The 23,409-nt window shown below is 70.7% G+C and carries 19 protein-coding genes; 12 read left to right on the plus strand and 7 right to left on the minus strand.

From position 1 onward, the window contains the following. Positions 1-180 precede the first annotated feature (180 nt). Positions 181-966 (plus strand): protein phosphatase 2C domain-containing protein, encoded by a 786-nt coding sequence (locus tag ACFYW5_RS01840; protein ID WP_389414965.1) that lies wholly within the window; start codon positions 181-183, stop codon positions 964-966. Positions 967-2,057: 1,091 nt separating this feature from the next. Here the strand turns inward: ACFYW5_RS01840 and ACFYW5_RS01845 are convergent. Further along, on the minus strand, positions 2,058-2,570 hold the full coding sequence (locus ACFYW5_RS01845; protein WP_389414966.1) for a MarR family winged helix-turn-helix transcriptional regulator: 513 nt from the start codon (positions 2,568-2,570) through the stop codon (positions 2,058-2,060). 241 nt (positions 2,571-2,811) lie between these two features. Between ACFYW5_RS01845 and ACFYW5_RS01850 the strand changes: the two genes are divergently transcribed. Continuing rightward, positions 2,812-3,642, plus strand: coding sequence for a lysozyme (locus tag ACFYW5_RS01850; RefSeq protein ID WP_389414967.1), 831 nt, complete (start codon positions 2,812-2,814; stop codon positions 3,640-3,642). A gap of 66 nt (positions 3,643-3,708) precedes the next feature. On the opposite strand, the gene lon is transcribed toward ACFYW5_RS01850, so the two are convergent. Continuing rightward, the gene (lon, locus tag ACFYW5_RS01855; protein ID WP_389414968.1) at positions 3,709-6,123 is read right to left on the minus strand and encodes an endopeptidase La; all 2,415 of its coding nucleotides are present in this window, start codon (positions 6,121-6,123) and stop codon (positions 3,709-3,711) included. Positions 6,124-6,249: 126 nt separating this feature from the next. Between lon and ACFYW5_RS01860 the strand changes: the two genes are divergently transcribed. The 5 genes from ACFYW5_RS01860 (at position 6,250) to ACFYW5_RS01880 (ending at position 13,219) form a co-directional block, all read left to right on the plus strand. After that, entirely contained in the window at positions 6,250-6,927 is a 678-nt protein-coding gene (locus ACFYW5_RS01860; protein WP_389414969.1) for a spermidine synthase, read from the plus strand. Between the two features lie 134 nt (positions 6,928-7,061). After that, positions 7,062-7,799 carry a response regulator transcription factor gene (locus ACFYW5_RS01865; protein ID WP_389414970.1) on the plus strand — a complete coding sequence of 246 codons (738 nt, stop codon included), beginning with the start codon at positions 7,062-7,064 and terminating at the stop codon, positions 7,797-7,799. Further along, entirely contained in the window at positions 7,796-8,902 is a 1,107-nt protein-coding gene (locus ACFYW5_RS01870; protein WP_389414971.1) for a sensor histidine kinase, read from the plus strand. The genes ACFYW5_RS01865 and ACFYW5_RS01870 overlap by 4 nt, the downstream gene beginning before the upstream one ends. A gap of 281 nt (positions 8,903-9,183) precedes the next feature. Continuing rightward, on the plus strand, positions 9,184-12,972 hold the full coding sequence (locus ACFYW5_RS01875; protein ID WP_389414972.1) for a multifunctional oxoglutarate decarboxylase/oxoglutarate dehydrogenase thiamine pyrophosphate-binding subunit/dihydrolipoyllysine-residue succinyltransferase subunit: 3,789 nt from the start codon (positions 9,184-9,186) through the stop codon (positions 12,970-12,972). A gap of 67 nt (positions 12,973-13,039) precedes the next feature. Continuing rightward, positions 13,040-13,219: a DUF6104 family protein gene (locus ACFYW5_RS01880; RefSeq protein ID WP_018544467.1), complete on the plus strand. Its 180-nt coding sequence runs from the start codon at positions 13,040-13,042 to the stop codon at positions 13,217-13,219. Between the two features lie 328 nt (positions 13,220-13,547). Here ACFYW5_RS01880 and ACFYW5_RS01885 read toward each other — a convergent pair whose 3' ends face one another. Further along, the gene (locus ACFYW5_RS01885; protein ID WP_389414973.1) at positions 13,548-14,396 is read right to left on the minus strand and encodes a hypothetical protein; all 849 of its coding nucleotides are present in this window, start codon (positions 14,394-14,396) and stop codon (positions 13,548-13,550) included. 149 nt (positions 14,397-14,545) lie between these two features. On the opposite strand from ACFYW5_RS01885, the gene ACFYW5_RS01890 reads away from it, so the two are divergent. Both ACFYW5_RS01890 and ACFYW5_RS01895 read left to right on the plus strand, forming a co-directional pair. Next, positions 14,546-15,511: a DUF4097 domain-containing protein gene (locus ACFYW5_RS01890; RefSeq protein ID WP_389415617.1), complete on the plus strand. Its 966-nt coding sequence runs from the start codon at positions 14,546-14,548 to the stop codon at positions 15,509-15,511. A 1-nt stretch (position 15,512) separates the two neighbouring features. Continuing rightward, positions 15,513-16,556, plus strand: a complete 1,044-nt coding sequence (locus ACFYW5_RS01895; protein WP_389414974.1) for a helix-turn-helix transcriptional regulator — start codon at positions 15,513-15,515, stop codon at positions 16,554-16,556. A gap of 221 nt (positions 16,557-16,777) precedes the next feature. Here ACFYW5_RS01895 and ACFYW5_RS01900 read toward each other — a convergent pair whose 3' ends face one another. The 4 genes from ACFYW5_RS01900 to ACFYW5_RS01915 all read right to left on the minus strand — a co-directional run bounded on the left by ACFYW5_RS01900 (position 16,778) and on the right by ACFYW5_RS01915 (position 20,045). Continuing rightward, positions 16,778-17,341, minus strand: a complete 564-nt coding sequence (locus ACFYW5_RS01900) for a Clp protease N-terminal domain-containing protein (RefSeq protein ID WP_389414975.1) — start codon at positions 17,339-17,341, stop codon at positions 16,778-16,780. Continuing rightward, complete coding sequence (locus tag ACFYW5_RS01905) at positions 17,341-17,550, minus strand: HTH domain-containing protein (protein ID WP_250075886.1); 210 nt, start codon at positions 17,548-17,550, stop codon at positions 17,341-17,343. Before ACFYW5_RS01905 ends, ACFYW5_RS01900 begins: the two co-directional genes overlap by 1 nt. 115 nt (positions 17,551-17,665) lie before the next feature. Next, positions 17,666-18,631, minus strand: coding sequence for a zinc-binding dehydrogenase (locus tag ACFYW5_RS01910; RefSeq protein ID WP_389414976.1), 966 nt, complete (start codon positions 18,629-18,631; stop codon positions 17,666-17,668). Between the two features lie 190 nt (positions 18,632-18,821). Further along, on the minus strand, positions 18,822-20,045 hold the full coding sequence (locus ACFYW5_RS01915; protein ID WP_389414977.1) for an NADP-dependent malic enzyme: 1,224 nt from the start codon (positions 20,043-20,045) through the stop codon (positions 18,822-18,824). Between the two features lie 607 nt (positions 20,046-20,652). On the opposite strand from ACFYW5_RS01915, the gene ACFYW5_RS01920 reads away from it, so the two are divergent. Genes ACFYW5_RS01920 through ACFYW5_RS01930 form a run of 3 tightly spaced genes read left to right on the plus strand, consistent with a single transcriptional unit; the run spans position 20,653 to position 23,392 of the window. Continuing rightward, positions 20,653-21,612 carry an ABC transporter substrate-binding protein gene (locus ACFYW5_RS01920; RefSeq protein WP_389414978.1) on the plus strand — a complete coding sequence of 320 codons (960 nt, stop codon included), beginning with the start codon at positions 20,653-20,655 and terminating at the stop codon, positions 21,610-21,612. Between the two features lie 38 nt (positions 21,613-21,650). Continuing rightward, complete coding sequence (locus ACFYW5_RS01925; protein WP_389414979.1) at positions 21,651-22,592, plus strand: amino acid ABC transporter permease; 942 nt, start codon at positions 21,651-21,653, stop codon at positions 22,590-22,592. Continuing rightward, on the plus strand, positions 22,589-23,392 hold the full coding sequence (locus ACFYW5_RS01930) for an amino acid ABC transporter ATP-binding protein (RefSeq protein ID WP_389414980.1): 804 nt from the start codon (positions 22,589-22,591) through the stop codon (positions 23,390-23,392). The genes ACFYW5_RS01925 and ACFYW5_RS01930 overlap by 4 nt, the downstream gene beginning before the upstream one ends. The last annotated feature ends 17 nt before the right edge of the window (positions 23,393-23,409 follow it).

The following is a 23,409-nucleotide window of genomic DNA, read 5'->3' on the forward strand; positions in this document are numbered from 1 at the left end:
GGCCGTTCCCGGCGGGCCGGTTGGACGTCCGCGGCGGGCGATGGCAGGATTCGCCGCCACGTCTGCGCGGAGTGAATCATTCCCTCCCAAATCTGGCGCCTGACCTGCGTGCGGGCGCCAATTGCGCGATCGTTGCCAGCCTTTGGCGAACCTTGTGAAGGGCTCGTGCAGACTGGCTGGATGCGTACTGAACTTGTGTCGGAGCCCGGCGATGCCGCCCGCCCCAACGAGGACTTCGCAAGCGTCGGGCTGCCCGCCTCCGGACAGGGCGGCGCGGTGGTGGTCCTCGACGGGGTGACTCCGCCGAGGGGTGCAACGGGCTGTCTGCATTCCGTTCCCTGGTTCACCGCGCGGCTCGGCGGGGCCCTGACCGAACTGACCGTTTCACTCCCGGATGTTCCTCTCACCGACGCCCTGTCGCTCGCCCTCGCGCGTACCGCCGAGGCGCACCGGGGAACATGTGACCTTTCTCACCCGCGCACACCTCAGGCGACGGTCGTCCTGGCCCGCTGGTCACCGGAGACCGTGGAGTACCTGATCCTGTCGGACTCGGCCCTGCTGGTCGAGTCGCCGGACGGCACCCTGACGCCGTACCTCGACGACCGCCTCTCCCTGCTGCCCCGGTCCGCCCTGGCCACGGACGAGATGGTCGACGCCGGTCTGCGGAACAAGGAAGGCGGCTTCTTCACCGCCGCGGCGGATCCCTCGGTGGCCGCCAGGGCGGTGACCGGAACCCTGCCCCGCACCGAGGTACGCGCCCTGGCCGCCCTCACGGACGGGGCGACCCGCTGGGTGGACACCTTCGGCGCCGGAGAATGGCCCGACCTGTTCGACGTGGTCCGCAAGGAAGGCGCCCAGTCCCTCATCGACCAGGTCCGCGCACTGGAACTCGCCGACGAGGACCGGGCCTTCCTCCGGCGAAGCAAGACCCACGACGACGCGACGGTGGTCTTCATCGAGCTCTGACCCACCCCACGCGCGCCCTCCCTGGCCGCGTCGGCCCCCGCGCGTCCCGCGACGGACACCGGTCGGGCCCCGATGCGGACGGGGGGCCAGGGCCCGACCGGGGGCGGGCCCTCGACGGGACGCCGGAGGCGACGCGGGGGGTGAGCCTCGACACCGACGGCGGGCCGGGGCCCTTCCGGCGAGCAGGCCCTCGACCGGACGCCGGAGGCGGGGCAGACCCGACACCGGGAGGCGGCCCTCGACGCCAGCAGCAGGCCAGACCCTTCCGAGGGCAGGCCCTCAACAACACGCCGGAGGCGAGGCGGACCCGGCACCGGGGGGCAAGCCTCGACACCAGCAGCGGGCCGGGCCCCTTCCGGGCAGCAGGCACCTCGACACGACGCCGGAGGCGGGGCAGACCCGACGGCGGGGGCAAGCCCCGACACCGACAGCAGGGCAAGCCCCTTCCGGCGAGCAGGCACCTCGACACGACGCCGGGAGGCGGACCCGACGCCGGGAGGCGCCCTCGACGCCAGCAGCAGGCCAGACCCTTCCGGGGGCAGGCCCTCAGCAACACGCCGGAGGCGAGGCGGACCCGACGCCGGGGGGCAAGCCTCGACGCCAGCAGCAGGCCAGACCCTTCCGAGGGCAGGCCCTCAGCAACACGCCGGAGGCGAGGCGGACCCGACACCGGGGGGCAAGCCTCGACACCGGCAGCGGGCCGGGCCCCTTCCGGGCAGCAGGCACCTCGACACGACGCCGGAGGCGGGGCAGACCCGACGCGGGGGCGAGCGGCGACACCGACAGCAGGGCAAGCCCCTTCCGGTGAGCAGGCACTCGACACAACGCCGGGAGGCGGACCCGACGCCGGGAGGCGAGCCCCGATACCGGCAGCGAGGCAGATCCAACGCCGGGGCGAGCCTCGACACCGGTGGCAGCAGACCCTCGACACGACGCCAGAGGGAGCCTCGATACGGGCGGCGGGCCAGGGCCTGTGGTCTGGTGCCGAAGGCGCGGCCGGGTCTGGAAGCGACGCCGCGGGCGGGTCTGCCCCACGTCGGAGGCGCGAGGCGGGCCCGGGTCTCGGCGCGGGGCGCAGGCGTGCCGGGGTGTCAGCCCTGGCCCTCCATTTCCTCGTTCAGCTGGTTCAGCAGGCGGGCCAGTTCCGCGACCTCTTTGGGGTCCCAGCCGGAGAGACGGCGGGCGTAGCGGGCTCGGCGGGCGTTGCGTACCTTGCTCACCCGGCCGCGGCCCTCCTCGGTGAGGTGGACCAGCCAGGCCCGCCCGTCCGCGGGGTCGGGCTCGCGGGCGACCAGGCCGAGGTCCTCCAGGGCGCGCAGCTGGCGGGACATGGTGGCCTTGCCGACGCCGATGTACGCCGCGAGTTCCGTCGCCCGTTGCTGCCCGCACTCGTCGAGGCGGATCAGCAGCCCGTAGGCCGCCGACTCCAGGTCCGGATGGACCTCGCGGGCCATCTCGCCCTGGCTGGCCCGTGCCCGCCGCAGCAGTACGGTCAACTCCCGCTCCAGGGAAAGGAACTCGGGTTGGTCCACGCCACGCCCCGGCATCCCCGCGGACACCCCGGATCCGACTCGACGTCCGTCGCCGTTTCCGTCTTCGCGCACGTCAGCCCCTGCCTCGGTTTCCCAGTTCTGAAAGTTTCCGTCACATGCCGTCATCGCCGCAGCTCCGTCAGTATTTCTCAGGCGTGGACCAACGGCAGCCCCCAGCCCCCGGACATCCGACTGGCATGCCCACGCCAGCATTGTCCGACGGCGGACCAACAACAGGCCAACGCCGAGGCGTCGCGTGCCGCCGCGTCCCAGGTCTCTCCGCCGAGCGCCACCGAGCCTTCGGAGGCAGGCTGTGCGTGTGCACAGACCCGGACTGCTCCGCCTCAGCCTCACGGCCCTCCTGCTCACCGCGCTGTCCCTGACATGCGCCGCCCCCACCGCCGCCGAGCCCGGCTCCCCGGCCGGCCCCGACACTCCTGCCCGGGGCTCCGCCCACATGGGCATGGGCGTCCCGGCCCACGACGGCGTCCACGGCCTGCCCGGGGACACCCGCGCCAGCCAGACGGAAGGCGTCGACGTCTCCTCCCACCAGGGCGACGTGGCCTGGTCGACCCTCTGGAGCAGCGGCGTGAAGTGGGCCTACGCGAAGGCCACGGAAGGCACGTACTACACGAACCCCTACTACGCCCAGCAGTACAACGGCTCCCACACCGTCGGCATGATCCGCGGCGCCTACCACTTCGCCACCCCGGACACCACGTCCGGCGCAACCCAGGCCGACTACTTCGTCGACCACGGCGGCGGCTGGTCCCGCGACGGCAGGACCCTCCCCGGCGCCCTCGACATCGAGTGGAACCCGTACGGCGCGGCCTGCTACGGCAAGACCCCGAGCGCCATGGTCACCTGGATCCGCGACTTCCTGAACCAGTACAAGGCGCGCACGGGCCGGAACGCGGTCATCTACACGGCGACGAGCTGGTGGACCCAGTGCACGGGCAACTACGCCGGTTTCGGCGCCAGCAACCCGCTGTGGATCGCGCGGTACGCGGCGACGGTGGGGACGCTGCCGGCCGGCTGGAGCCACCACACCATGTGGCAGTACACCTCGACCGGCCCGACGGTCGGCGACCACGACAGGTTCAACGGGGCCCTGGACCGGGTCCAGGCCCTCGCCCACGGCTGAGCGCACGACGAAGGCCCGGGCCTCCCTCTCAGGAGCCGGGCCCTCGCCTTCGTCCGGCAGCGTCCGTCACGCCGCCGCCGGAACCTCCGCCCGCGCTCCGGCCGTGGCCGGGGACAGGGCCAGGTCGAGCACCTGCCGTACGTCCGTGACGGCGTGCACGTCGAGCTTGTCGAGGACCTCGGCGGGCACGTCGTCCAGGTCCGGCTCGTTGCGCTTGGGGATGATCACCGTCGTGACGCCCGCCCGGTGCGCGGCCAGCAGCTTCTGCTTCACCCCGCCGATCGGCAGGACCCGCCCGGTCAGGGACACCTCCCCCGTCATCGCCACGTCCGTGCGGACCAGCCGGCCCGACAGCAGCGAGGCGAGCGCCGTCGTCATCGTGATGCCCGCGCTGGGCCCGTCCTTCGGGACCGCGCCCGCCGGGAAGTGGATGTGCACACCCCGGTCCTTCAGATCGGCCACCGGCAGTTCCAGCTCGGCGCCGTGCGAGCGGAGGAAGGACAGGGCGATCTGGGCGCTCTCCTTCATCACGTCACCGAGCTGCCCGGTCAGCGTCAGCCCCGCCGCGCCCGTCTCCGGGTCGGCCAGGGACGCCTCCACGAACAGCACGTCACCGCCGGCACCGGTCACCGCGAGGCCGGTCGCCACACCGGGGACCGCCGTACGGCGTTCCGCCGGGTCCTGGGCCGACTCGGGCACGTGGTGCGGGCGCCCGATCAGACCGCGCAGATCGCCGTCCGTCACGGTGAACGGCAGCTCCCGCTCGCCCAGTTCGTGCTGGGCCGCGACCTTGCGCAGCAGCCTCGCGACCGAGCGCTCCAGGTTGCGCACGCCCGCCTCGCGCGTGTACTCACCGGCGAGCCGGCGCAGCGCGCTCTCGTCCAGGGTCACCTCGTCCCGGTCCAGACCGGCCCGCTCCAGCTGGCGCGGCAACAGGTGGTCGCGGGCGATGACGACCTTCTCGTCCTCGGTGTAGCCGTCGAGGCGGACCAGCTCCATACGGTCGAGCAGGGCCTCCGGGATGGCCTCCAGGACGTTGGCCGTGGCGAGGAACACCACGTCGCTGAGGTCGAGTTCGACCTCCAGGTAGTGGTCGCGGAAGGTGTGGTTCTGCGCCGGGTCCAGGACCTCCAGCAGCGCCGCCGCCGGGTCGCCGCGGAAGTCGGAGCCCACCTTGTCGATCTCGTCGAGCAGGACCACCGGGTTCATCGACCCGGCCTCCTTGATCGCCCGCACGATCCGGCCGGGCAGCGCGCCGACGTACGTACGCCGGTGACCGCGGATCTCCGCCTCGTCCCGGACACCGCCGAGGGCCACGCGCACGAACTTGCGCCCCATGGCGTGGGCGACCGACTCCCCGAGCGAGGTCTTGCCGACGCCGGGCGGGCCGACGAGAGCCAGTACGGCACCGCCGCGCCGGCCGCCGACGACACCGAGCCCCCGGTCGTTGCGGCGCTTGCGCACCGCGAGGTACTCGGTGATCCGCTCCTTCACGTCCTCCAGGCCCGCGTGCTCGGCGTCCAGGACGGACTTCGCGCCCTGGATGTCGTAGGCGTCCTCGGTCCGTTCGTTCCAGGGCAGTTCGAGGACCGTGTCGAGCCAGGTCCGGATCCAGGAGCCCTCGGGCGACTGGTCGCTGGACCGCTCCAGCTTGTCGACCTCCTTCAGGGCCGCCTCGCGGACCTTCTCCGGCAGGTCGGCGGCCTCGACGCGGGCGCGGTAGTCGTCGGACTCCTCGCCCTCCGCCTCGCCGTTCAGCTCGCGCAGCTCCTTGCGCACGGCCTCCAGCTGGCGCCGCAGCAGGAACTCGCGCTGCTGCTTGTCGACGCCTTCCTGGACGTCCTTGGCGATGGTCTCGGCGACGTCCTGCTCGGCGAGGTGGTCACGCAGTTGCTGGGTGGCGAGCTTGAGGCGGGCGACCGGGTCGGCGGTCTCCAGCAGCGCCACCTTCTGTTCGGTGGTGAGGAACGGCGAGTACCCGGAGTTGTCGGCGAGCGCGGACACGTCGTCGATGGCCTGGACCCGGTCCACGACCTGCCAGGCGCCGCGCTTGCGCAGCCATGCGGTGGCGAGCGCCTTGTACTCCTTCACCAATTCGGTGACCTGCCCCGGCAGCGGGTCGGGGGCGCTGTCGTCGATCCGGGTGCCCTCGACCCACAGGGCGGCGCCGGGACCGGTGGTCCCGGCGCCGATCCGCACGCGGTCGCGGCCGCGGATCAGGGCCCCCGGGTCACCGTCGGCGAGCCGGCCCACCTGCTCCACCGTGCCGAGCACGCCGGTGCTCGCGTACGTGCCGTCGATGCGCGGAACCAGCAGCACCCGTGGCTTGCCCGGCTCGGATCCGGCGGCCGCTTGGGCCGCCTCCACGGCGGCGCGTACATCGGCGTCGTTCAGATCCAGCGGGACCACCATTCCGGGCAGCACGACCTCGTCATCGAGCGGCAGCACAGGCAGGGTGAGCGGTGTGGACGTCGATGCCATGATCTCCCCTTCGGCAGTCAAGTTGAGCTATGCCGACTCAATGCTCGGGAAAGCTTGAATGTTCCCCGACCTCCGTTCGCTGTGAGCGATCACCGCCGACGAGGCCGGAGCTGCCAAGATGAGGAGATGTCCGCTTCGTACGACATCCCCGAAATCCTGGACCGTCGCGAAGGCCCGCATGGCGAGGTCGTGTTGCGGCGGCACGGTGACCTGCTGCAGATCATCGCCAACGGCTGTTTCCTCATGGACACTTCCGACGGCCGCTCCGAGCGGCTGCTCGTGGACGCGGCCCGGGACGCCCTCGACGGCAGACCTCGGCCGAGGGTGCTGATCGGAGGTCTCGGCGTGGGGTTCTCGCTCGCACACGCCGCCGCCGATCCCCGCTGGGGGCGGATCACGGTCGTCGAACGCGAGCCCGCCGTCATCGACTGGCACCACACCGGGCCTCTCCGCGACCTCACCGCACAGGCCTGCGCGGACCCGCGGACCGAGATCCTCGAAACGGATCTCCTCCCCTACGTCAATGAGACATCCGACACGTTCGACGCGCTGTGTCTCGACATCGACAACGGCCCCGGCTGGACGGTCACGGAGGGCAACCAGGGCCTGTACTCGGTGGCCGGACTGGCAAGCTGTGCAAGGGTTTTGAGCCCCGGCGGGGTGCTGGCCGTGTGGTCCGCGCAGCCCTCTCCGGAATTCGAAGAAACCTTGCGGAATGCCGGGTTCAATCAGGTGCGTACCGAAGAGATCCCCGTTGCCCGGGGCGTTCCCGACGTCGTGCACCTCGCCGTCGGACCTGGATAGCCGAGCTGCGGCGACTCCCCGTACGCTGCTGCCCTGGCGCGGATCATTCAAGCGTCAATCGCAAGCATGCGCAGGCATGTGCCAGACAAACGGATCACCCCACGGATTCCGGAAAGCAACTTCAGGGGCGGGCGATGGAGCAGACACACACCTCCCACAACGGCACGACGGCGACACCCGGCGCACAGCGCCGGGTGCTGGTGGTAGAGGACGATCCGACCATCGTGGACGCCATCGCGGCCCGCCTGCGCGCCGAGGGATTCCTCGTGCAGACCGCGGGCGACGGGCCCTCGGCCGTCGACACGGCGGAGGCCTGGCAGCCCGACCTGCTGATCCTCGACATCATGCTGCCGGGCTTCGACGGCCTGGAGGTCTGCCGTCGCGTCCAGGCGCAGCGCCCGGTCCCGGTGCTGATGCTCACCGCGCGCGACGACGAGACCGACATGCTGGTCGGACTCGGCGTCGGCGCCGACGACTACATGACCAAGCCGTTCTCGATGCGCGAGCTGGCCGCCCGCGTCCATGTGCTGCTGCGCCGCGTGGAGCGGGCCGCGATCGCCGCCTCCACCCCGCGCAGCGGCATCCTGCGCCTCGGCGAGCTGGAGATCGACCACGCGCAGCGCCGGGTGCGGGTGCGCAGCGAGGACGTCCACCTGACGCCCACCGAGTTCGACCTCCTGGTGTGCCTGGCGAACACCCCGCGCGCGGTGCTCTCCCGTGAGCAGCTGCTCGCGGAGGTGTGGGACTGGGCGGACGCCTCCGGCACCCGGACCGTCGACAGCCACATCAAGGCGCTGCGCCGGAAGATCGGCGCCGAGCGCATCCGTACCGTGCACGGCGTGGGCTACGCCCTGGAGACCCCGACGCCATGAGCGACGGGTCGGCCGCGCGGAGAGGCCCCAGGGAGCCCTGGGGCGGCGTACGTCCGTTCTCGATCAAGACCAAGCTGGGCGCGCTGGTCGTCATCTCGGTGCTGATCACCACCGGTCTGTCGATGATCGCGGTGCAGACCAAGACGGAGCTGCGCTTCATCACCGTCTTCTCGATGATCGCCACCCTGCTCATCACCCAGTTCGTGGCGCACTCGCTCACCGCGCCGCTGGACGAGATGAACACGGTGGCCCGTTCGATCTCGCACGGCGACTACTCCCGCCGGGTGCGCGAGAACCGCCGGGACGAGCTGGGTGACCTGGCCGAGACGATCAATGTCATGGCCGACGAGCTGGAGGCCCAGGACCAGCAGCGCAAGGAGCTGGTGGCGAACGTCTCGCACGAGCTGCGCACCCCCATCGCGGGCCTGCGCGCGGTGCTGGAGAACATCGTCGACGGGGTCACCGAGGCCGACCCCGAGACCATGCGCACCGCGCTGAAGCAGACGGAGCGCCTGGGCCGCCTGGTCGAGACGCTGATGGACCTGTCCCGCCTCGACAACGGCGTCGTACCGCTGAAGAAGCGCCGGTTCGAGGTGTGGCCCTATCTGTCCGGGGTGCTGAAGGAGGCCAACATGGTCGCCTCCACGCGCGCGGGGATCGCCTCGGGCTCGGGCGGCCACACCCGTACGGACGTCCATCTGCACCTCGACGTCTCGCCGCCGGAGCTGACCGCGCACGCGGACCCCGAGCGCATCCACCAGGTGGTGGCGAATCTCATCGACAACGCGGTCAAGCACAGCCCCGCGCACGGGCGTGTGACGGTGAAGGCCCGGCGCGGGCAATGGCCCGAGTCGCTGGAGCTGGAGGTGCTGGACGAGGGCCCCGGCATCCCGAAGTCGGAGTGGCACCGGGTGTTCGAGCGGTTCAACCGCGGCGCGGTGTCCGCGCCGCACGGTCCGGGCAGCGACGGCGGTACGGGTCTGGGCCTGGCCATCGCCCGCTGGGCGGTGGATCTGCACGGCGGCCGGATCGGAGTGGCCGAATCCGAGCGGGGTTGCCGGATTCTTGTCACTCTTCCGGGACTGCCATCCGCGTCGAGTTGACGTAGGGTTCGAACCGGAGCCACAAGATCCACGGGCGTTCGGGCAGCCGGACACGTGTGATCAGGCAGAGGCCCGCGCCGTCGGCGCGTCAGGCCGGTATCGACGCATCCCCGAGCAAGCGGAACCACGCTTGTTTCCCGCCATTTCCCAGCGCGAAACACGCTCTCCGATGTGACTTACGCGACGATGAACGGGCCCGGACTGACCTTCCCCGCCAGGGAGGCGTAGCCTTTATTCCCGCTGTCCATCACCTTGTGAAGCGGAAGAGGGCGGTTGCCGCCGTGTCGCCACAGTCCCCCAGTAACTCGAGCATCTCGACCGACACCGACCAAGCGGGCAAGAACCCCGCTGCCGCGTTCGGTCCCAATGAGTGGCTCGTCGACGAGATCTATCAGCAGTACCTCCAGGACCCGAATTCGGTAGACCGCGCCTGGTGGGACTTCTTCGCCGACTACAAGCCGGGGTCGCCTGCCGCCCCGGCTCCGGCGGGCAACGCGGTCGCGGAGACCGCCGCGCCCGCCGCATCCGCTCCGGCCGCTCCCGCGGCTCCGGCTCCAGCGGCCCCGCAGCCGGCCGCCGCCGCGCCTGCCGCGCCGGCGCCCGCCGCGCCCGCCCAGGCCCCAGCTCCGGCTCCGGCTGCCGCCAAGCCCGCCGCCGCCAAGCCGGCCGCCGCGAAGGCCGCTCCGGCCGCCGCGGCCCCGGAGGGCCCCGAGCTGGTGCCGCTGCGCGGACCGGCCGCCGCGGTCGTGAAGAACATGAACGCCTCGCTGGAGCTGCCCACGGCCACGTCCGTGCGCGCGGTCCCGGTGAAGCTGCTCTTCGACAACCGCATCGTCATCAACAACCACCTCAAGCGGGCCCGGGGCGGGAAGATCTCCTTCACGCACCTGATCGGCTACGCGATGGTGCAGGCCATCAAGGCCATGCCGGCGATGAACTACGCGTTCGGCGAGAAGGACGGCAAGCCGACGCTGATCAAGCCGGCGCACGTCAACCTCGGCCTCGCCATCGACCTGGTCAAGCCCAACGGCGACCGCCAGCTGGTCGTCGCGGCGATCAAGAAGGCCGAGACGCTGAACTTCTTCGAGTTCTGGCAGGCCTACGAGGACATCGTCCGCCGCGCCCGCGACGGCAAGCTGACGATGGACGACTTCTCCGGCGTCACGGTCTCCCTGACCAACCCCGGCGGCCTCGGCACCGTCCACTCGGTCCCGCGTCTGATGCCCGGCCAGTCGGTCATCATGGGCGTCGGCTCCATGGACTACCCGGCGGAGTTCCAGGGCACCTCCCAGGACACGCTGAACAAGCTCGGCATCTCGAAGGTCATGACGCTCACGTCGACCTACGACCACCGGGTCATCCAGGGCGCCGCCTCCGGCGAGTTCCTGCGCCAGGTCGCCAACCTGCTCCTCGGCGAGAACGGCTTCTACGACGACATCTTCGAGGCGCTGCGGATCCCGTACGAGCCGGTCCGCTGGCTCAAGGACATCGACGCCAGCCACGACGACGACGTCACCAAGGCCGCCCGGGTCTTCGAGCTGATCCACTCCTACCGGGTCCGCGGCCACGTCATGGCCGACACCGACCCGCTGGAGTACCGCCAGCGCAAGCACCCCGACCTGGACATCACCGAGCACGGCCTGACCCTGTGGGACCTGGAGCGCGAGTTCGCGGTCGGCGGTTTCGCGGGCAAGTCCCTGATGAAGCTGCGCGACATCCTCGGCGTGCTGCGCGACTCGTACTGCCGCACCACCGGCGTCGAGTTCATGCACATCCAGGACCCCAAGCAGCGCAAGTGGATCCAGGACCGCATCGAGCGGGCGCACACCAAGCCGGAGCGCGAGGAGCAGCTGCGCATCCTGCGCCGGCTGAACGCCGCGGAGGCCTTCGAGACCTTCCTGCAGACGAAGTACGTCGGCCAGAAGCGCTTCTCCCTGGAGGGCGGCGAGTCGGTCATCCCGCTGCTGGACGCGGTCATCGACAGCGCGGCGGAGTCGCGGCTGGACGAGGTCGTCATCGGCATGGCCCACCGCGGCCGCCTGAACGTGCTGGCGAACATCGTCGGCAAGTCGTACGCCCAGATCTTCCGCGAGTTCGAGGGCAACCTCGACCCGAAGTCGATGCACGGCTCCGGCGACGTGAAGTACCACCTGGGCGCCGAGGGCACCTTCACCGGCCTGGACGGCGAGCAGATCAAGGTGTCGCTGGTCGCGAACCCCTCGCACCTCGAAGCCGTCGACCCGGTCCTGGAGGGCGTCGCCCGCGCCAAGCAGGACATCATCAACAAGGGCGGCACGGACTTCACCGTCCTGCCGGTGGCCCTGCACGGCGACGCGGCCTTCGCGGGCCAGGGCGTGGTGGCCGAGACTCTGAACATGTCGCAGCTGCGCGGCTACCGCACCGGCGGCACGGTCCACATCGTCATCAACAACCAGGTCGGCTTCACGGCGGCTCCCGAGTCGTCGCGCTCCTCGATGTACGCCACCGACGTGGCCCGCATGATCGAGGCGCCGATCTTCCACGTCAACGGCGACGACCCCGAGGCCGTCGTCCGCGTGGCCCGGCTGGCCTTCGAGTTCCGCCAGGCGTTCAACAAGGACGTGGTGATCGACCTCATCTGCTACCGCCGCCGCGGTCACAACGAGTCGGACAACCCGGCCTTCACCCAGCCGCTGATGTACGACCTGATCGACAAGAAGCGCTCGGTGCGCAAGCTGTACACCGAGTCCCTGATCGGTCGCGGCGACATCACCCTGGAAGAGGCCGAGCAGGCGCTCCAGGACTACCAGGGCCAGCTGGAGAAGGTCTTCACGGAGGTCCGTGAGGCCACCTCGCAGCCGTCCGCGGCCGAGCCGTCGGACCCGCAGGCCGAGTTCCCGGTCGCGGTGAACACCGCGGTCACCGCCGAGGTCGTCAAGCGGATCGCCGAGTCCCAGGTCAACGTCCCCGACAACATCACCGTCCACCCACGGCTGCTGCCGCAGCTGCAGCGCCGGGCGTCGATGGTCGAGGACGGCACGATCGACTGGGGCATGGGCGAGACGCTCGCGATCGGCTCGCTGCTCCTGGAGGGCGTCCCGGTCCGCCTCGCCGGCCAGGACTCCCAGCGCGGCACCTTCGGCCAGCGGCACGCGGTGATCATCGACCGTGAGACGGGTGACGAGTTCACGCCGCTGATGTACCTCTCCGAGGACCAGGCGCGCCTGAACGTCTACAACTCCCTGCTCTCCGAGTACGCGGCGATGGGCTTCGAGTACGGCTACTCGCTGGCCCGTCCCGAGTCGCTGGTGATGTGGGAGGCGCAGTTCGGCGACTTCGTCAACGGCGCGCAGACGGTCGTGGACGAGTTCATCTCGTCGGCCGAGCAGAAGTGGGGCCAGACCTCCGGCGTCACCCTGCTGCTGCCGCACGGCTACGAGGGCCAGGGCCCGGACCACTCCTCGGCCCGTCCGGAGCGCTTCCTGCAGATGTGCGCCCAGGACAACATGACGGTCGCGATGCCGACGTCCCCGTCGAACTACTTCCACCTCCTGCGCTGGCAGGTGCACAACCCGCACCACAAGCCGCTGATCGTCTTCACCCCGAAGTCGATGCTGCGTCTGAAGGCCGCGGCGTCGAAGGCGGAGGAGTTCACCACGGGCCAGTTCCGCCCGGTGATCGGGGACGCCTCGGTCGACCCGGCCGCGGTGAAGAAGGTCGTCTTCTGCGCCGGCAAGGTCTACTACGACCTGGAGGCCGAGCGGCAGAAGCGCGGCGTCACGGACACGGCGATCATCCGCATCGAGCGCCTGTACCCGCTGCCGGGTACTGAGCTCCAGGCCGAGATCGCCAAGTACCCGAACGCCGAGAAGTACCTGTGGGCCCAGGAGGAGCCGGCGAACCAGGGCGCGTGGCCGTTCATCGCCCTGAACCTCATCGACCATCTGGACCTGGCGGTCGGCGCGGAGGTCCCGCACGGCGAGCGGCTGCGCCGCATCTCCCGCCCGCACGGCTCGTCGCCGGCGGTGGGTTCGGCCAAGCGTCACCAGGCCGAGCAGGAGCAGCTGGTGCGCGAGGTGTTCGAGGCGTAAGCCCGCTGCGTACCCGGCAGGGCCGCACCCCATTTGGGGTGCGGCCCTGCCGTTTATCCTGGTGGGCATGTACTTCACCGACCGAGGCATCGAAGAACTGGAGAAGCGGCGGGGCGAGGAGGAGGTCTCCTTCGAGTGGCTCGCCGAGCAGCTGCGCACGTTCGTCGACCTGAACCCGGACTTCGAGGTGCCGGTGGAGCGGCTCGCCACCTGGCTGGCCCGACTGGACGACGAGGACGACGAGTAGCCGTCCACGCCACGTCGGTGAGAAGAGGGGTGCCCAGAGGGCGCCCCGTCGTCAGTGGGGGCGGGCCGCCGCGTCGCCAGTCGCACGGCGGGGTCACGCCGTCAGTCACGCCCCGGGTCCCGCCGTCAGTCGCACGGCCGGGTCACGCCGTCGGTCGCGGCCGGGTCACGTCGTACGCCAGTCCCAACGCGCCGTGCGCCAGCAGCGCCCCCGCCACGGTTCAGCCGCCGTCAGCGCTACAGCGGTGAGGAGCGGGGTGCCCAGAGGGCGCCCCGTCGTCAGTGGGGGCGGGCCGCCGCGTCGCCAGTCACGCGCCAGGGACACGTCGTCAGTCGCGCGGCCGGGTCACGTCGTACGCCAGTCCCAGCGCGCCGTGCGCCAGCAGCAGCGCCCCCGCCGCGGTCCAGCCGCCGCTGCGCCGCCGCAGTCCGAGGGCGGTGAGCGGGAGGCCGGCGGCGAGCTGGGCGGCGGCGAGTGCGCGGGCCTTGGGGGTGCCGGACCAGGGGAGCCAGGGGGCCAGGCGGCCGACGTCGATCGCGTCGAGTTCCGCGCGGAGGGTGCGGTGCGGGCCGGGCCGCCGGCCGGGGCGGGCGTACGGCTGGGCGCGGGCCGTCGCGTGGAGGCGGTCGGCCGGTTTGCCGGGGGTGAGACCGGCGGGGAGGGAGACGCCCGCCCGCGTGAGGACCGCGAGCAGGCCGAGCAGCCGGGCACGCGCGTCGGCGTCGGGGTCCGGCCGGGTGAGCCGGTCCAGGGACTCCATGTCGAGGACGGGATCGAGGCCGAGGCGGGCGGCGAAGGTGCGCATGGCCTCGTCCTCGCCGACCGGGGTGCCGTTGGTGAGCCAGATATATCCGACGGGGCGGCGGAAGCCGGACGCGAGGGTGTAGCCGGCGCGGTCCTCGTCCCACCACAGCGCGAGCACGGGCCAGGGGGCGGCGACGGCGAGGGCGGTGGCCCAGCCGGTCAGCACGCGGTCGACGGACTCGTCGCCGTCCGCCCAGGGCCTGCCCTCGGGCACCAGCACGCTCCACTCCCCGCCCGCGGGGCGGACCAGCATGCGGGTGCCCAGCAGCCGGGCGGGAAGGGCGACGGCATCGGGGTCCGCCCGGCAGAGCAGCAGGGCTCCGGGAGCGGGCGCCCCGGAAACGGGACCGGTGCGGGGAGAATCCGGCGACATGGTCACACGCTAGGGCGATTTCTGATGGTTGGGCGTATTTCCGGGCCACGATCGTCCCCAAAAAGAGTGTCTTGACTTTCCGTGAGCGCGATATATCGTGAATGACAAGAGACGCGATATGGCGCGTCGCCTTCGGGGAGGTCGTCACCATGTCCGAGTGGTCCGTCGCGGAGCCGACCAAGCTCACCTTCGACGAGCCCGTGCGAGATCTCCACGTACGGATCGTCAACGGCACGGTGAACGTGGTGGGCACGGACGAAGGTTCCGCCCGCCTGGAGATCTCCGAGATCGAGGGCCCTCCCCTGCTGGTCACCCAGGAGGACGGCACCCTCACGGTCGCCTACGAGGACCTGCCCTGGAAGGGCTTCCTGAAGTGGCTCGACCGCAAGGGCTGGCGGCGCAGCGCCGTGGTCTCGCTGGCGGTGCCCGCCGACACCCGGATCGAGGTGGGCGTGGTCGGCGCGGGCGCGGTCATCTCCGGGGTGCGCGGCCCCGCGGTGGTGAAGGGCGTCACCGGCGACACGACCCTGGTCGGGCTCTCCGGCCCGGTGCGCGCCGACACGGTCTCCGGGAATCTGGAGGCCCAGGCCGTCACCGGAGATCTGCGCTTCAACTCCGTCTCGGGGGATCTGACGGTCGTGGAGGGCTCGGGCCCCTCCGTGCGGGCGGACTCGGTCAGCGGCTCGATGATCGTCGACCTCGACCCGGAGGGCCCAACGGACGTACGGCTGACCAGCGTCTCCGGCGAGATCGCCATCCGGCTTCCGCAGCCGGCCGATGCCGACGTCGAGGCCAACACCGCGAGCGGCACCATCTCCAACGCCTTCGACGGGCTCCGGGTGCACGGCCAGTGGGGCGCCCACAAGATCACCGGCCGGCTGGGCGCGGGCAACGGCAAGCTGCGGGCGACCACGGTCTCCGGTTCCATCGCCCTGCTGCGCAGGCCACCCCGCGAGGAGGAGCCCTGGGAGGCGGAGGCATGGGAGGAGGCCCCGGCGGACAGCGCCCCGGCCGCCTCGGGGGAGAATTCCGGTTCCGGCCGGGAGACCACCGCCCCCACCGACGCCGAACCGGGCGACCCGGCCGACGGCACGACCGACAAGAAGGTGCTCTGACATGCCTCCCGTCTTCGCCCACGGCCGCCTGCGCCTGTACCTGCTGAAGCTGCTGGACGAGGCCCCGCGCCACGGCTACGAGGTGATCCGCCTCCTGGAGGAGCGCTTCCAGGGCCTGTACGCACCCTCGGCGGGCACCGTCTACCCCCGGCTGGCGAAGCTGGAGAGCGAGGGCCTGGTCACCCACACCACCGAGGGCGGCCGCAAGGTGTACGCCATCACGGACGCGGGGCGGGCCGAGCTGGCCGACCGCAGTGGCGAACTGGCCGATCTGGAGCTGGAGATCCGGGAGTCGGTCGCGGAGCTCGCCGCCGAGATCCGGGCCGATGTGCGCGGCGCCGCCGGTGATCTGCGGCGCGAGATGCGGGCGGCGGCGTCCGAGGCCCGCCAGGGCAACGGCGCCCAGGCGGACGCCGCCTTCGGTGACTTCGCGGACTTCACCGACAAGGAGGCCTGGCGCGCCGCCAAGGAGGAGATGCGCCGCGCCAAGCAGGAGTGGAAGGAACAGGCCCGGCGCGCCAAGGACGAGAGCCGGCGTGCCCGCGACGAGGCCCAGCGCGCCCGGCGCCAGGCCAAGGAGGCCCAGGACCGGGCCCGGGTCCAGGCCCAGGAGGAGGTGCAGCGCATCGCCAAGCGCGTCCAGGACCATGTGCAGGACCACTTCGCGCGGGGCGACTGGCCGGCCGGGGTGCGCGAGGGCCTGACCGAACTGGCCAAGGAGTTCGGCGAGTTCGGGAAGGACTACGGCAAGGAGTTCGGCCGGGGCTTCGGCTTCGGCCGCGCCGGTACGGAGTCCGGGCCCGCCCCCGAGTACACCGACACCCCCGAGGACTTCCCCGCCGCGTACGAACCGGCCTGGGCCCATGAGGCCCCGACCGGGGACCCGGCCCGCGATCTGGACCGCCTCCTGGACCGCTTCCGCGACGACATCCGGGACGCGGCCCGGGACCACGGCGTCACCGCGGACCAGCTCCGCGACGCCCGTCGCCATCTGTCGACGGCGGCGGCGCACATAGGGGTGGTCCTCCGGACGCCGCAGCCCTGAGGCGCCGCAGCACCTCGTGGACCGACCGAGCAGGCACCGGGATCACCCGGCCTTGGCCTCGCCGCCCCGTAGAGGACCCGGGTCAAAGACGCATCGCCCGCGACGCCCGCGACGCCCGTCGCCATCTGTCGACGGCGGCGGCGCACATAGGGGTGGTCCTGCGGACGCCGCAGCCCTGAGGCGCCGCAGCACCTCGTGGACCGGCCGAGCAGGCACCGGGATCACCCGGCCTGGGCCTCACCCGCCCCGTAGAGGACCCGGGTGAGGGACGCGTTGGTCACGCCGTGGTCGGCCAGGACCTCGGCGGAGACGCCGGGGCGGGCCGTCAGGGCGAGGAGGAGGTGCTCGTCGCCGATGTGCCGGTCGCGGTGGGCCATCGCGATGCGCAGGGAGCACACCAGCGTGTCCTTGGCCTCCCTGCCGAAGGGAATGCGTCCGGACCACCAGCCCTTGCCCTTGCGGTTGCCGGACATCGCGCCGGCGCCGTGCACCTCCTCGACCCGGGCGACGATCTCCGCGACGTCGATGCCGAGTCCCGCGAGGGCGTCGGTCTCCGCCTGGGACAGCCCGGCCCGCCGTCGGGCCTCGCCGAGCGCCTCCCGTACCGACTCCCTGCGCTCCGCGAGCCCCAGCGCGGCCAGCGCGAAGGAGGCGCGGCTGCCCTGCCGGTCCAGCAGGGCGAGCAGCAGATGCTCGGCATCCACCCTCCCGGCCCCCGCCCCCTCCGCGTGCTCGACCGCGCCCGTCACAACTGCCCGGGCATCCTTGGTGAACCGCTCGAACATCAATGCCTCCCGTACTTCTTGTGCACGGCCTGCCTGCTGACACCGAGCTCCGCGGCGATCTCCTGCCACGACCACCCCTGATTGCGCGCATTGCGCACCTGCACCGCCTCCAGCTGCTCCAGCAGCCGGCGCAGCGCGGCGACGGCACGCAGTCCGACCCTCGGGTCGCGGTCGCCCGCGCGCTCGGCGAGATCCGTTGCCTCACTCATGCCGTCAATCTAGGTTGACATCCCCCACGTTGTCAACCTCGGTTGACATCTCGCGCACGGGAAAGGCGGGCCCGGCAACCGCCCGGACCCGCCTGACCGACATGCTGGGAGAGGCTCAAGAGTTGGTGAGCACGATCTTGCCGAACTGCTCCCCCGACGCCAGCCGTTCGAAGCCCTCCCGGGCCCGGTCCATCGGCAGCACCTCGTCGATGACGGGCCGCACACCGGTGGCGGCGCAGAAGGAGAGGAGGTCCTCCAGCTCGTCCTTGGTACCCATCGTGGAGCCGACGACCTTCAGCTCCAGGAAGAAGATCCGGGTCAGCTCGGCGTGCGAGGGCCGGTCACCGCTGGTGGCACCGGAGATGACCAGCGTGCCACCGGGCTTCAGCGACTTGACCGAGTGCGACCAGGTCGCGGCGCCCACGGTCTCGATGACGGCGTCGACCCGCTCCGGCAGCCGCGCCCCCGACTCCACGGCCTCCACCGCGCCGAGCTCCAGCGCCCGCTTGCGCTTGGCCTCGTCCCGGCTGGTGGCGAAGACCCGCAGCCCCGCGGCTTTGCCGAGGACGATCGCCGCCGTGGCGACACCGCCGCCCGCGCCCTGGACGAGGACGGAGTCGCCGGGGCGTACCCCCGCGTTGGTGAAGAGCATCCGGTACGCCGTCAGCCAGGCCGTGGGCAGACAGGCGGCCTCCGCGAAGGAGAGCTCCTTCGGCTTGGGGAGGATGTTCCAGGTCGGCACGGCGACCTGGTCCGCGAAGGTGCCCTGGTAGCGCTCGGTGAGGATGGAGCGCGGCTCCTTGGGGCCCACGCCATGGCCGCTCTGGCCGATGACGGAGTGCAGGACGACCTCGTTGCCGTCCTCGTCGACGCCGGCGGCGTCGCAGCCGAGGATCATCGGCAGCTTGTCCTCTGCGAGGCCCACGCCACGCAGGGACCACAGGTCATGGTGGTTGAGGGAGGCGGCCTTGACATGGACGACGCTCCAGCCGGGACGGGCCTCGGGGGCGGGACGCTCCCCCAACTCAAGGCCGGTGAGCGGCTGGTCGCGGTCGATTCGGGCGGCATAGACGGCGAACATGACCTTGACGATAGGCCCGCACGCCCGGCTCGGGAACCGGGGGCGGCTGTGACACATGCCCTCTTGCCAGCAGTAGCCACCGCGCATCCGGGTGCGCGGGCCGGAACCACCCGCCCGGCCCACCGCCAAGGTAAAAAATGACCCCGGCCGGACAACAGCCCGGCCGGGGTCATCTCGCCTACGACTCAGCTCACCGCCGAGCCACGCCCTCCGCGCGGGCCGCGGCGGCGACCGCCGCCGTGACCGCCGGGGCGACCCGCTCGTCGAACGGCGACGGGATCACGTAGTCCGCGGCCAGGTCGTCCCCGACCACCGAGGCCAGCGCCTCCGCGGCCGCGATCTTCATGCCCTCGGTGATCCGGGAGGCCCGGACCTGAAGGGCGCCCGCGAAGATGCCGGGGAACGCCAGGACGTTGTTGATCTGGTTCGGGAAGTCCGAACGGCCCGTCGCCACGACCGCCGCGTACTTGTGCGCGACGTCGGGGTGCACCTCGGGGTTCGGGTTGGCCATCGCGAACACGAAGGCACCCGGCGCCATCGAGGCGACCGCGGCCTCCGCGACCGTACCGCCGGAGACGCCGATGAAGACGTCGGCACCGGCGAGGGCGTTCTCCAGGGAGCCGGTCAGCCCCGCCTTGTTGGTGAAGGAGGCGACCTCGCGCTTCACGTCGGTCAGATCCGCACGATCCGCCGAGATGATGCCCTTGCGGTCGGCGAGCGCGACATCACCGATGCCGGCCTCGACCAGCATCTTGGCGATGGCGACCCCGGCCGCGCCGGCGCCCGAGATGACCGCCCGCAGTTGCCCGATCTCCCGCCGGCTCAGCCGCGCCGCGTTCCGCAGCGCCGCCAGCGTCACGACCGCCGTACCGTGCTGGTCGTCGTGGAAGATCGGGATGTCGAGGCGCTCCTGGAGCTTGCGCTCGATCTCGAAGCACCGCGGCGCCGAGATGTCCTCGAGGTTGACGCCCCCGAAGGAGGGTGCGAGGCGCACCACGGTCTCGACGATCTCGTCGACGCCGGTGCAGTCCAGCGCGATCGGCACCGCGTCCACGCCGCCGAACTGCTTGAACAGAATCGCCTTGCCTTCCATCACCGGAAGGGAGGCCTCAGGACCGATGTCGCCGAGCCCGAGCACGGCCGTACCGTCCGTCACGACGGCGACGACCGACGACTTCCACGTGTAGTCGTGGACGAGATCCGGCTGCTCGGCGATGGCGCTGCACACTTTCGCCACGCCGGGTGTGTACGCGAGGGACAGGTCGTCCTTGTCGCGGACCGGCACGGTGGCTTGCACAGCCATCTTGCCGCCGCGGTGCAGCGCGAACGCGGGGTCGAAGGAATCGAGGGGCTCCGCCCCTCCGTCCTGACCCGTATCGCTGTCGCTGCGAGGATTGACGATCTCCGCTGCCACTTTGTCTGACCCCTTAAATATTCATGGTTTGAGGGTGGCCACTCCCAGGTGAGGGGTGGGCGGGCACCGCGCACAGCCCAGTTACCGATACGTACGGTCACTTGAGGGCACATACGCGACGGGCGCGCCGCACACGCGCCCTGGAGCCCCGGATGAGGGGTGTAAAGCACCTTCTTACCGGACGGACGGCGTCGAGGACGAGTCCAATACGTGCAAGCTCACATGGCGGAACGAAGAACGATCATCGATCACCGCATTCCGGTGACATGAATCATGCGGCGGCATACCGACAAGTAGCCCAACGCCCTTGACGAGGGCCCGACCGGCGCTCAAGCGCAACGGTGGCGAGGCCCCACGGCCATCCGCATCATGAGATGCACCGAAGATCTTCCGGCCGGAAGGAGGGATTCCCGCAGAAGATGCGGTCGGGATGTACCGACCTGGTGCGGTTCGGGGGTAACCCGTTATCCGATTTTGACATAGCTGGCCCCCTGAATGGCTCAGTCCGAATGGCAAGATGCCGTAATCACACGAGGTCGCGACACTCGAAGACGTGTGCTCTCGTCGACCCATCGGCAACTCCACCCATCCGCCGGAGGAACCCACCATGACCGCACGCACCACCCGTCGTACGACCGCCACGCGCTCCCGGCTGGCAGCGGTCGGCTCGATCGCGGTCGCAGGCGCCCTGATGCTCACCGGCTGCGGTGACCAGACGAAGGACGACAGCAGCGAGACCGAAACGAAGACCTCGGCGCCCCTGGCCGACAAGCTTCCGGCATCCATCGCCAGCAAGGGTGTCATCAAGGTCGGCTCCGACATCGCGTATGCGCCGGTGGAGTTCAAGGACGATTCCGGCAAGGTGGTCGGGATCGACCCCGACATCGCCGCGGCGATGGGCAAGCAGCTCGGCGTGAAGTTCGAGTTCCAGAACGCCACGTTCGACACCCTCATCGGTGGTCTCGCCTCCAACCGGTACGACATCGCCATGTCGGCCATGACCGACACCAAGGACCGCCAGGAGGGCGTCGACTCGGACACGGGCAAGAAGGTCGGCGAGGGCGTCGACTTCGTCGACTACTTCACCGCCGGTGTCTCCCTCTACACCAACAAGGGCGACACCCAGGGGATCAAGACCTGGGACGACCTGTGCGGCAAGACCATGGCCGTGCAGCGCAACACCTTCTCGCACGACCTCGCCAAGGAGCAGGCGAAGAAGTGCAAGGACGACGGCAAGAAGGAACTCAAGGTCGAGGACTTCGCCACCAACCCGGAGGCCGAGACCCGGATGCGCTCCAAGGGCGCCGACGTCGTCTCCGCCGACTTCCCGATCGCCGCCTACTCGGTGAAGAACGCGGGCGGGGGCAAGAACTTCGAGATCGTCGGCGACCAGGTCGAGGCAGGTCCGTACGGCGTCGCCGTGTCCAAGGAGGACACCGAGCTGCGTGACGCGCTCCAGGCCGCCGTGCAGGCCATCATCGACAACGGCGAGTACGAGAAGATCATCAAGAAGTGGGGCGTCGAGGACGGCGCGATCACCGAGGCCAAGATCAATGGCGGTTCCTGATCCCGTCTCGGCACCGCTCGTTCTGAAAGGCACCACCCGTGACTGTTGACGTCAACAAGACGGACGGTCCCGCCGACCCGACGCCCTCAGCCGGGCCGGAGGCCATCAAGGCCATCCCGGTCCGGCACCCGGGGCGCTACGTGTCCGCGGCCCTCGCTCTCGCCATCTTCGGTGTGATCGTCTACGCCTTCGCGCAAGGCAACATCAACTGGGACGCGATCCCCGAGTACTTCTTCGACGACCGCATCATGGACGGCGTCTGGAAGACCCTCCTGCTCACCGTGCTCTCCATGGTGATCGGCATCGCCGGCGGCATCCTGCTCGCCGTCATGCGCCTGTCGAAGAACCCGGTGACCTCGTCGATCGCCTGGCTCTACATCTGGTTCTTCCGGGGTACCCCGGTCCTGGTCCAGCTGTTCGTCTGGTTCAACCTCGGCCTGGTCTTCGAGTACATCAATCTCGGCCCGATCTACAAGGACTACTGGTCGTCCTTCATGACGCCGCTGCTGACGGCGCTGCTCGGGCTCGGCCTCAACGAGGCCGCGTACATGGCGGAGATCTGCCGCGCCGGCCTGCTCTCGGTCGACGAGGGCCAGAGCGAGGCGTCCCAGGCGCTCGGCATGAGCCACACCAAGACGCTGCGCCGCATCGTCATCCCGCAGGCGATGCGCGTCATCGTGCCGCCCACGGGCAACGAGGTCATCAACATGCTGAAGACCACGTCACTGGTGGCGGCGGTGCAGTATGCGGACCTGTTCAAGCAGGCCCAGGACATCGGCCAGAACGCGGGCTCCACCGTGGAGATGTACTTCCTCGCCGCCGCCTGGTACCTGATCATGACCTCGATCCTGAGCGTCGGCCAGTACTACATCGAGCGGCACTACGCGCGCGGCTCGTCCCGAAGCCTGCCCCCGACGCCCATGCAGCGCATCAAGGCGGCCGTCCTGCCCGCTCGCCGCCCGAAGGGAGTCACGGTATGACCGACGTGACGAAGCAGCCCTCCCAGGACTCGGCGTCCGCCCGGGCCATGGTGAAGGCCGAGGGCGTCCACAAGTCCTTCGGCAGTATCGAGGTCCTCAAGGGCATCGACCTGGAGGTGCGGACCGGCGAGGTGTTCTGCCTCATCGGCCCCTCCGGCTCCGGCAAGTCGACGTTCCTGCGGTGCATCAACCACCTGGAGAAGATCAACGCCGGCCGGCTGTACGTCGACGGCCAGCTGGTCGGCTACCGCCAGAAGGGCGACAAGCTGTACGAGCTCAAGGACAGCGAGGTCGCGCAGCAGCGACGGGACATCGGCATGGTGTTCCAGCGCTTCAACCTGTTCCCGCACATGACCGCCGCGGAGAACGTCATGGAGGCGCCCATCCAGGTCAAGGGCGTCAGCAGGAGCCAGGCCCGGGAGCGGGCGCGGGAGCTGCTGGAGAAGGTCGGCCTCGGCGACAAGGCCGCCAACTATCCCTCGCAGCTCTCCGGCGGCCAGCAGCAGCGGGTGGCGATCGCCCGGGCGCTGGCGATGGACCCGAAGCTGATGCTGTTCGACGAGCCGACCTCGGCCCTCGACCCGGAGCTGGTCGGTGACGTCCTCGACGTCATGCGCGACCTCGCCGAGTCCGGCATGACGATGGTCGTCGTCACCCACGAGATGGGCTTCGCCCGCGAGGTGGGCGACAACCTCGTCTTCATGGACGACGGCGTGGTCGTCGAGTCGGGCGACCCGCGCGAGGTCCTGACGGACCCGCAGCACGAGCGGACGAAGGCGTTCCTGTCCAAGGTCCTCTGACCCTGGCAGGACCCCGG

This window comes from Streptomyces sp. NPDC002779, assembly GCF_042888685.1.
Classification (GTDB): domain Bacteria; phylum Actinomycetota; class Actinomycetes; order Streptomycetales; family Streptomycetaceae; genus Streptomyces.

Coding starts and splice junctions, on each gene's coding strand:
- ACFYW5_RS01840 (WP_389414965.1), top strand. CDS start 181: ATGCGTACTGAACTTGTGTCGGAGCCCGGCGATGCCGCCCGCCCCAAC.
- lon (WP_389414968.1), bottom strand. CDS start 6,123: ATGGCATCGACGTCCACACCGCTCACCCTGCCTGTGCTGCCGCTCGAT.
- ACFYW5_RS01860 (WP_389414969.1), top strand. CDS start 6,250: ATGTCCGCTTCGTACGACATCCCCGAAATCCTGGACCGTCGCGAAGGC.
- ACFYW5_RS01865 (WP_389414970.1), top strand. CDS start 7,062: ATGGAGCAGACACACACCTCCCACAACGGCACGACGGCGACACCCGGC.
- ACFYW5_RS01870 (WP_389414971.1), top strand. CDS start 7,796: ATGAGCGACGGGTCGGCCGCGCGGAGAGGCCCCAGGGAGCCCTGGGGC.
- ACFYW5_RS01880 (WP_018544467.1), top strand. CDS start 13,040: ATGTACTTCACCGACCGAGGCATCGAAGAACTGGAGAAGCGGCGGGGC.
- ACFYW5_RS01885 (WP_389414973.1), bottom strand. CDS start 14,396: ATGTCGCCGGATTCTCCCCGCACCGGTCCCGTTTCCGGGGCGCCCGCT.
- ACFYW5_RS01890 (WP_389415617.1), top strand. CDS start 14,546: ATGTCCGAGTGGTCCGTCGCGGAGCCGACCAAGCTCACCTTCGACGAG.
- ACFYW5_RS01895 (WP_389414974.1), top strand. CDS start 15,513: ATGCCTCCCGTCTTCGCCCACGGCCGCCTGCGCCTGTACCTGCTGAAG.
- ACFYW5_RS01900 (WP_389414975.1), bottom strand. CDS start 17,341: ATGTTCGAGCGGTTCACCAAGGATGCCCGGGCAGTTGTGACGGGCGCG.
- ACFYW5_RS01905 (WP_250075886.1), bottom strand. CDS start 17,550: ATGAGTGAGGCAACGGATCTCGCCGAGCGCGCGGGCGACCGCGACCCG.
- ACFYW5_RS01910 (WP_389414976.1), bottom strand. CDS start 18,631: ATGTTCGCCGTCTATGCCGCCCGAATCGACCGCGACCAGCCGCTCACC.
- ACFYW5_RS01920 (WP_389414978.1), top strand. CDS start 20,653: ATGACCGCACGCACCACCCGTCGTACGACCGCCACGCGCTCCCGGCTG.
- ACFYW5_RS01930 (WP_389414980.1), top strand. CDS start 22,589: ATGACCGACGTGACGAAGCAGCCCTCCCAGGACTCGGCGTCCGCCCGG.